Here is a 7,044-nt window from a genome sequence, read left to right as displayed (position 1 = left end):
CGAATCGGCGGGCGGCTGGTTCCCGCCGGCGCCGAGCCTGAAGGCGTCAGAGCAGGAGGGCGAGAAGGTCGCCGTCGCCGCCGGCGCGCCGGCCCACGCCACGGCCGCGCAGCTGCGCGCCCTGCCGGCCCGCGCCATCGCCAGGCCAGCCGCCGGGGCCACGGCCTCGGCCGACCGGCGCCTGTCGCCCGAGAGCCCGACGACCGCGATCGACGCCGGCCGGCAGGCGGCCGTGCCGCTGATGATCGGCGTCAACAGCGGCGAGGACTCGCTGCTCGACTACGGCGGCGGGCTCGCGAAGGCGAAGGCGGCCGCTAAGCCCGGCGACATCGCCAAGGTGCGAGAGCTCTACGGTCCGGGGACCGACGACGAGCTGGCCCTGCGCTATATGCTGCGGGACGGCGTGGGGACGGCGCCGGCGCGCTGGGTGGCGCGCAAATGGTCCGCGCGCTCGCCGGCCTACCTCTACAGGTTCGACCACGTCGACGAGGCCGCCCGAAGCCGCCAGGCCCGGGCTGCGCACGGGTCGGAGATCTTCTACGTCTTCCAGACGCTGGGCCGGCAACCGGCCGATCCGCCGGTCCCGACGCCGGGCGACGAGCGGCTGGCCGCGGAGATGCACGCCCGCTGGGTGGCTTTCGCCAAGACCGGCCACCCCGACGTCGCCGGCGCGCCGCGCTGGCCGGCCTATTCCCCGGCGAGCGACCCCTGGATGGTGTTCGGGCCCGCCGGCTCCTCGGTGCAGTCGAACGTCCTGAAGGCGCAGCTCGACTGGCACGAGCGGCGCACCACGCCGCTGATCCTGCTGGTGCGCATGCAGGCGGAGTTCACGCGGCTGTTCGGGCGCTGACTATCTGCGCTTGGGGCCCGCCAGGTGCTGGTTCCAGAACGCCACCGCCTCGGCCTTGGCCTCGCGGCCTTCGGGCGTGTTGACCATCAGGTCGGAGAAGCCGTGCGGCATGCCTTCGTAGATCTCCAGCCGCGAGTCGCCGCCGGCGCCGCGGATCGCCCGGTGCAGCCGCACGAAGTCGCTGAGCAGGAATTCCTTGGTGCCGCCTTGGATCAGCGTCGGCGGATAGCCCTTCTTGAAGTCGCCATAGACCGGCGAGGCGTAGGGGTTCCTCTGGTCGGAGGGCGGCGCATAGGCGTCGATGCCGGGCTGCACGGTCCCTGGGCGCAGCGCCGGGTCGGCTTCGGACAGGGTGATGCGGGTGTCGCCGGCCCCCGTCAGGTCGGTGGCGGGCGATTGCAGCAGGAGGGCGGCCGGCATCGGCAGGCCCTGGTCGCGGATCTTCAGCGCCGTGGCCGCCACGATCGTGCCGCCGGCCGAGCCGCCGAACATGCCGATGCGGGCGGGCTTCACGCCCTCGGCCAGCAGCGCCTTGTAGACCGCCGCCACCTGGTCGGTGACCAGTGGAAACTGGCCCCGCGGCGCCACGGCGTATTCCACCGAGATCACGCGGCGCCCGGTGGCGTCGGCCATGATCGCCGGCCCGAGCAGGTTCGAGCGCGCGCTGCCGGAGATGAAGCCCCCGCCGTGCACATAGATCAGCACCGAGCCGTCGTCCTTGTAGCCCCGGGGCCGCACCTCCACCGTCGGCGTCCCGCCCATGACCCGGTCGCTCGCCGTGGACCCGTAGGTCTTCAAGGCCGTTTCGGCGACGCTGAGCGAACGCTTTTCATTGGCCTGGTAGAGCGCCTCGAACCCGGCGGCGGTGGTGGGGATGGCAGGCGTCGGCGCCATGACGAAGGCCTTGTAGCCCGCGTAGATCGCGGCGGCCTCGGGCGAGATCGTCGTCGGCACATAGGCCCGCATCGGCAGCGGGGCGGGGGCGCCTGTAGCGGTTTGGGCCAGGGCCGGCGGCCCCAGCGCCGCGAAGCTGCAGCCGATGACAAGGGCAAGTACGCGCGACCGCATGTCCGTCTTCCTCCAGGGCCTCTTGGGGACCGTCAGCGCAAGGTGAAGCACATTATACAAGTAGGCAAGACTGCTTGTATGTGGTGTCGTCGGCCTATGGCGCGCGTGTATCGCCGCCGGTAGGAACAAGGCGTGGGCAAGGACCGTCATTTTCTCGACCAGCTGCTGAGCCGCATGACCCTCGAGGAGAAGGTGGGCCAGCTCAGCCTCTATTCGGCCGACGTCAAGCTGGCCGGCGCCGAGACGGTCAATCCGGCGCTGACGTTCAAGGCGCCCGAGAGCCGGTTCGACGACATCCGGGCCGGACGCGTCACGGGCGTCTTCAACGGGTACGGCGAGGACTATGTCCGGTCCCTGCAGAAGATCGCGGTGGAGCAATCCAGGCTTGGCATTCCCCTGATCTTCGGCGCTGACGTCATCCACGGCTTCCGCACCGCCTTTCCGGTCCCCCTGGCCGAGGCGGCGAGCTTCGAGCCCGAGCTGGCGGAACGCGTCGCCGAGACTGCCGCAGCGGAGGCCGCCGCCGAAGGCCTGCATTGGACGTTCGCGCCCGGCGCGGACCTGTGCCGTGACGCGCGATGGGGCAGGGTGGTCGAGAGCTATGGCGAGGACGTGCTGGTCGCCAGCCGGTTCGCGGCGGCCAGGGTGCGAGGATTCCAGGGCGGCGACCTCTCCGACCCGCGCCGGCTGATGGCGACGGTCAAGCATTTCGCGGCCTATGGCGCGGCCGAGGCCGGCCTCGACTACAACACCGCCGAGATCTCGCGCACGACGCTGATCGACCACTACCTGCCGCCCTACCGCGCCGCGGTGGACGCCGGGGCGGGCGCGGTCATGACCGCGTTCAACGACGTCGACGGCGTGCCGGCCAGCGCCAACCGCGAGCTGCTCACCGGCCTGCTGCGCGACCGGTGGGGCTTCGAGGGCTTCGTGGTCTCGGACTACAACTCCGACTTCGAGACCGTCGCTCACGGCCTGGCCGACAGCCCGCGCGAAGCGGCGCGGCTGTGCTTCCTGGCCGGCCTCGACATGTGCATGCAGAGCGGCCTCTATGCCGACCATCTTCCGGGTCTGGTGGCCTCGGGCGAGGTCGAGGAAGGCGCCGTCGACCGTGCGGTCCTGCGGGTGCTGCGCGCGAAACAGGCGCTCGGCCTCTTCGAGAACCCTTACCGTGGGCTGGGGCGCGCATTCGATCCCGCGCCGGCGCGGGCGCTGGCCCGCGAAGCCGCCCGCCGCTGCCAGGTGCTCCTGAAGAACGCGGATGGCGTGTTGCCGCTGAAGGCTGGCATGAGGGTCGCCCTGATCGGGCCGTTCGCCCGCGAGCACCAGCACCTCAACGGCGCCTGGGCGATCTTCGCGGCCAACGGCCTGTCGGTGAACCTCGAAGAAGGCTTCCTGGCCGCGCTGGGTCCCGACGCGCTGGTTGTCGAGCCCGGCTGTGGGATCGCGGAGCCCATAGCGGGCGGCCTGGACGACGCCGCAGCTGCGGCGCGCTCGGCCGACGTCGTGCTGCTGGCGCTCGGTGAGGGCCAGCATATGTCGGGGGAGTCCCGCTCGCGATCCGACATCGGCCTGCCGCCGGCCCAGCTCGACCTGGCCCGCGCGGTGAAGCAGGCGGGCAAGCCGGTCGTCACCCTCCTGCGCACCGGCCGGCCGCTGGCCATCCCGGAGCTGGCCGAGCTTTCGGACGCGCTCCTGGTCACCTGGTTCCTGGGCGCGGAGACCGGCGCCGCCGTCGCCGACGTGGTGCTCGGCCGCGCCGCGCCCAGCGGACGGCTGCCGATGAGCTTTCCCCGGCGGGTGGGCCAGGCGCCGATCTACTACGCACGCAAGCCGACGGGCCGGCCGCCGCAGCACCCGCCCGGGCCGTTCACCGCGCGCTACATCGACGTGGAGCCCACGCCGCTCTACCCCTTCGGCTACGGCCTGGGCTACGGCCGCGTCGAGTATGGACCCACGCAAGTGAGCGTCGCCGAACTTGGCTGGAGCGAGACGCTGAGCGTCTCCTGCGAGCTGGTCGAGACCGCCGGCGCGGCGATCGAGGAAGTCGTCCAGCTCTACATCCGCGACGTGGCGGCGAGCCGCATCAGACCGGTCCGTGAATTGAAGGACTTCCGCAAGGTGGCGATCGCGGGCGGGGCGCGGGTCGTCGTCGCCTTCGAGCTGCAGACAGCCGACCTGAGATTCGCAGGCGAGGACGGGGCCTTGATCGTCGAACCCGGAGCCTTCGACGTCTGGGTCGCGCCGCATGCGCAGGCCGGCGTCCCGGCCCGCTTCGTCCTGCTGGATCGCCATGGCGCCGAGCCGCCCGGCGTCGGCTGACGGCCGCGGCCAAGACAAGAAGCTGAGGGGAACGGGGAATTGGCGACTTCACCACGGCCGGCTCCATTGGGCTGGGCCCGCATCACGGCCTTCGGGGCCGGCGACTTCGCCTGCAACCTCTATTGGCAGAGCATCTCGCTCTACCTGCTGTTCTACTACACCGACGCCGTCGGGCTTTCCGCCGCGACCGCCGGACTGATCTACATGGTCGCCTCGATCTGGGACGGCCTCATCGACCCGATGGTCGGCGCGGCCGCGGACCGGACCAGGACCCGCTGGGGCGGCTACCGGCCCTACATCCTGTTCGGCGCCGTTCCGCTCGCGCTGGCGTTCGGCCTGCTCTACTACCGCCCCCCGTTCGAGGGCGCCGCGCTGGTCGGCTTCGTGCTGGCCGCCCACCTGCTGTTCCGGACGCTCTACGCCACGGTCAACGTGCCCTATGCCGCCTTGACCGCGCGCATGACCCAGGACGCGCGCGAGCGGGCCACCCTGTCGGGCGCACGGATGCTGTTCTCCACCGTCGCGGCCGTGGTGGTGGCCCTGGCCACCCAGCCCATCGCCCAGGCGGTCACCGGACGCCCCGACGGGGCGCGGGGCTTCTTCGTGGCCGCCTGTCTCTTCGCAGGCGTTGCGACCCTGGTGCTTCCCCTGGTCTTCCTCACTACCCGGGAACAGGTCGGAGGAACGATCGCCATCCACGGCGGCGCGTCCCGCGGCTACTGGCGAACCGTGCTGCAGAACCGCGCCTTCTGGACGCTGATCGTCGGTGGCGGCTTCATGATCACCTGCATGACGGCGCTCGGGAAGTCCGTCCTCTACTACTTCAAATACTACTTGCAGGACGAAGCCGGGGCGCGGACGGCGCTGGCGCTCGCCAGCGCCAGCGGCCTGGCCATCGTGCCGTTCTGGATGGTCGTGGCCAGGCGGGTCAGCAAGCGGGCGATCTGGCTCGCCAGCTGCGCCATCTACGCAGGCGGCCTGGTCGTCTTCGCGTTCGTGGACCTTCGCGCCGCCTGGCAGATGGACGTCTTCCTGGTCTACATGCAGGTGGCCACGGTCGGCCTCTCCTTCGCCTACTGGGCCATCCTGCCGGACACCATCGAGTACGGGGAATGGAAGACCGGCGTGCGGGCCGAGGCGTTCGTCTTTGGCTTGGCGCTGCTGTTCCAGAAGGTCGCCCTGGGCTTGGGCGCGGGCCTGTTCGGCCTGGCGCTCGCCGGCGTCGGCTACCACCCCAATCAGGCGCAGACCCCGGAGACCCTGCACGGCCTGAAATTCATCATGGTGGCGCTGCCGCTGGTGGGCGTGACCATCTGCGCCGTCGCCATGCTGTTCAACCCGCTCAAGCGCGGGGTCCATGAAGGGATCGTGGCGGAACTGGCCCGAGCCGGGACCTAGTGTCCCGATTCCGAAGTTCGCAAGCGCTTGCGGCTGGCTTTGACGAAGCGATCACCTTGTCGATTGAGTGTTGGTCCGCTATCTATAGCATCTATAGATGCTGGAGAACCGACATAGCGACGCTTTCGGCCCACACAGACGACGTCACGGCTTCGCGCGTCAGCGAAATGGCCAAGCTTGAAGACCGAACGCCGTCGCAGATCACTTCCGCGGCTGTGCGCTGGTACGTGCGTTTGCCGGCGTCGGCGCGTGATGCTCTGCGGCGGATCGAGGCGCAAGGTGATCGTGCGATCGAGGAGGCGGCGTGGGCAGCCGGCCGGGCGCTGCTCGACCGGCAGTACGCCGATGCCCTGCGCTCGGGTGCCGACCGCGCACCGTCTACCTTGCCCGTGGACGCCTCTGAAGAGGATATCCTCGCCGAGGCCACCCGGATAACGCGTCGTCGTTGATTGCCCGTTCTGTTGACCCGGATCTGCCTCGACCTCAATGTCTGGTGCGCCGCCTTCCTCGCTGATCGCGCGGGCCGACAGGGGACGGCGTGCCAAACCCTCGTGGAGGTGGCGCGGTCGGCTCAGGTGGGGCGTGAGCCACTGCAACTCGTGATCTCGTGGGGCATGCTCGAACGTCTGAAGCTGGTGCTCGTTGAACAGCTTCAATTCGATCCTACAGAAGCTACAGCGCTCACAGACGCCATCGCCGGCTATGCCCACATGGGGCCATCCCTAACGCTCGGCGGGGTCGGCGTCATTCCGCTCCAGGATACGGAGGATCGGCATGTGCTCGAAACGGCGTGGGCGGGAAGCGCCGAAATCCTGGTGACTGCAATCCTGGAGGACTTCGTCCATGGCCAGGATGAAACTGTCTACGCGGGGCGCGCCTACCGCCTAAGGCAAGGCGGGCACACCTTGATCCTGACGCATCCTTTTGAAGCCGCACGCTGGCTGCGTGAGGGGATCTGGCGGACGGCTGCCGACGAACCTGGGGCTTAGCGGCCGCAGGCAAAGGGCTGTCCTGAAACTTGATGTCGAAAAATGCGGCATCAAATTCGCCGCGGACCGCAGGCTGCCCAGTAAAGCGAACGGAATGTCTGGAGTGTGACCCCAGTGAGAGTCCGCCTCCGGCGCAGACCCGCCTTAGGTCCTCAGGAGCACCACCCAGAAGCCCGCAGAGGGCGCCGTGTGTAGGTATTTTTGCGATCCGGCCGCCGAATCTACGATCGGCGCCCCGCCGACCTAGGCAGGGCTAGGGGCCGGCAATATTTGACCCTTGGCTTCGACCAGTTGCGCTTTCCTCGGAGGAGGGGGTGCGGCAAAAGCGAAGCGGCTGGAGCTTTAAGAGAGGAATCCACGCCGGCGCGTATCGCCGCGCCGGCGTACGGCAGAGGTTGGCTCCCGGAGCAGGACTCG

6 protein-coding genes are annotated in these 7,044 nt (G+C 69.7%); 5 read left to right on the top strand and 1 reads right to left on the bottom strand.

Going from position 1 to position 7,044, the window contains the following annotated elements; translation table 11 throughout:
* Window positions 1–850, top strand: an 850-nt coding sequence (locus tag JWP28_RS18545; protein ID WP_299545267.1) for a carboxylesterase family protein, incomplete at its 5' end; no start/stop codon positions are given.
* Here the strand turns inward: JWP28_RS18545 and JWP28_RS18540 are convergent.
* Window positions 851–1,918 (bottom strand): alpha/beta hydrolase, encoded by a 1,068-nt coding sequence (locus JWP28_RS18540; protein WP_299545266.1) that lies wholly within the window; start codon window positions 1,916–1,918, stop codon window positions 851–853.
* 132 nt (window positions 1,919–2,050) lie between these two features.
* On the opposite strand from JWP28_RS18540, the gene JWP28_RS18535 reads away from it, so the two are divergent.
* From JWP28_RS18535 to JWP28_RS18520, 4 genes are all read left to right on the top strand, one after another.
* Entirely contained in the window at window positions 2,051–4,240 is a 2,190-nt protein-coding gene (locus JWP28_RS18535) for a glycoside hydrolase family 3 N-terminal domain-containing protein (protein ID WP_299545265.1), read from the top strand.
* Window positions 4,241–4,279: 39 nt separating this feature from the next.
* Window positions 4,280–5,638 (top strand): MFS transporter, encoded by a 1,359-nt coding sequence (locus JWP28_RS18530; protein WP_299545263.1) that lies wholly within the window; start codon window positions 4,280–4,282, stop codon window positions 5,636–5,638.
* A gap of 167 nt (window positions 5,639–5,805) precedes the next feature.
* Entirely contained in the window at window positions 5,806–6,087 is a 282-nt protein-coding gene (locus tag JWP28_RS18525; RefSeq protein ID WP_299545261.1) for a hypothetical protein, read from the top strand.
* A 12-nt stretch (window positions 6,088–6,099) separates the two neighbouring features.
* On the top strand, window positions 6,100–6,627 hold the full coding sequence (locus JWP28_RS18520) for a PIN domain-containing protein (RefSeq protein ID WP_299545259.1): 528 nt from the start codon (window positions 6,100–6,102) through the stop codon (window positions 6,625–6,627).
* Window positions 6,628–7,044: the final 417 nt, after the last annotated feature.

Origin of the sequence: Phenylobacterium sp., assembly GCF_028290885.1 — a bacterium.
Classification (GTDB): domain Bacteria; phylum Pseudomonadota; class Alphaproteobacteria; order Caulobacterales; family Caulobacteraceae; genus Phenylobacterium.
The sequence above is the reverse complement of the archived record's forward strand: the minus strand, read 5'-3'. Positions and strand labels throughout refer to the sequence as shown.

Excerpts from the sequence above, each read along its gene's own strand:
- JWP28_RS18525 (WP_299545261.1), top strand. The coding sequence starts at position 5,806 with ATGGCCAAGCTTGAAGACCGAACGCCGTCGCAGATCACTTCCGCGGCT.
- JWP28_RS18540 (WP_299545266.1), bottom strand. The coding sequence starts at position 1,918 with ATGCGGTCGCGCGTACTTGCCCTTGTCATCGGCTGCAGCTTCGCGGCG.